This is a genomic window from Pantoea sp. SIMBA_079 (assembly GCF_046940275.1).
GTDB classification, from domain to species: domain Bacteria; phylum Pseudomonadota; class Gammaproteobacteria; order Enterobacterales; family Enterobacteriaceae; genus Pantoea; species Pantoea borealis.
Map to the genome: position 1 here is coordinate 1 of NZ_JAWRYR010000549.1, position 258 is coordinate 258.

At 56.6% G+C, this 258-nt stretch carries 1 protein-coding gene; it reads right to left on the reverse strand.

All coding sequences use genetic code 11. From position 1 onward, the window contains the following. Nucleotides 1-258 (reverse strand): hypothetical protein (locus tag SB719_RS21155; protein ID WP_412159886.1); only part of this gene is annotated, 258 nt, incomplete at both ends.

A 258-nucleotide genomic window follows, 5' to 3' on the forward strand; every position in this document is an offset into this window, starting at 1 on the left:
GACATTGAGCGCATTGGTGAGTTGGTCGTATTCCCTGAACCCACCCAAGGCCAGGAGCTCATCAATGAAGAACATGCCAAAGCTGATCAGGTTCTTGCGGACCTGGCCCAAGAGTATCCGTTGATCTCTCACGCTGCCGCCCTGCGTCGAGACGCTCGTCTTGTCGAGCACGTAGATAATGTTGCGTTCAGCCTCGAGATACCCCTGGAATAGACTGTCGTTCAACGCCAGGCGCCGGGTGCGCAGCGCATTCGTCTG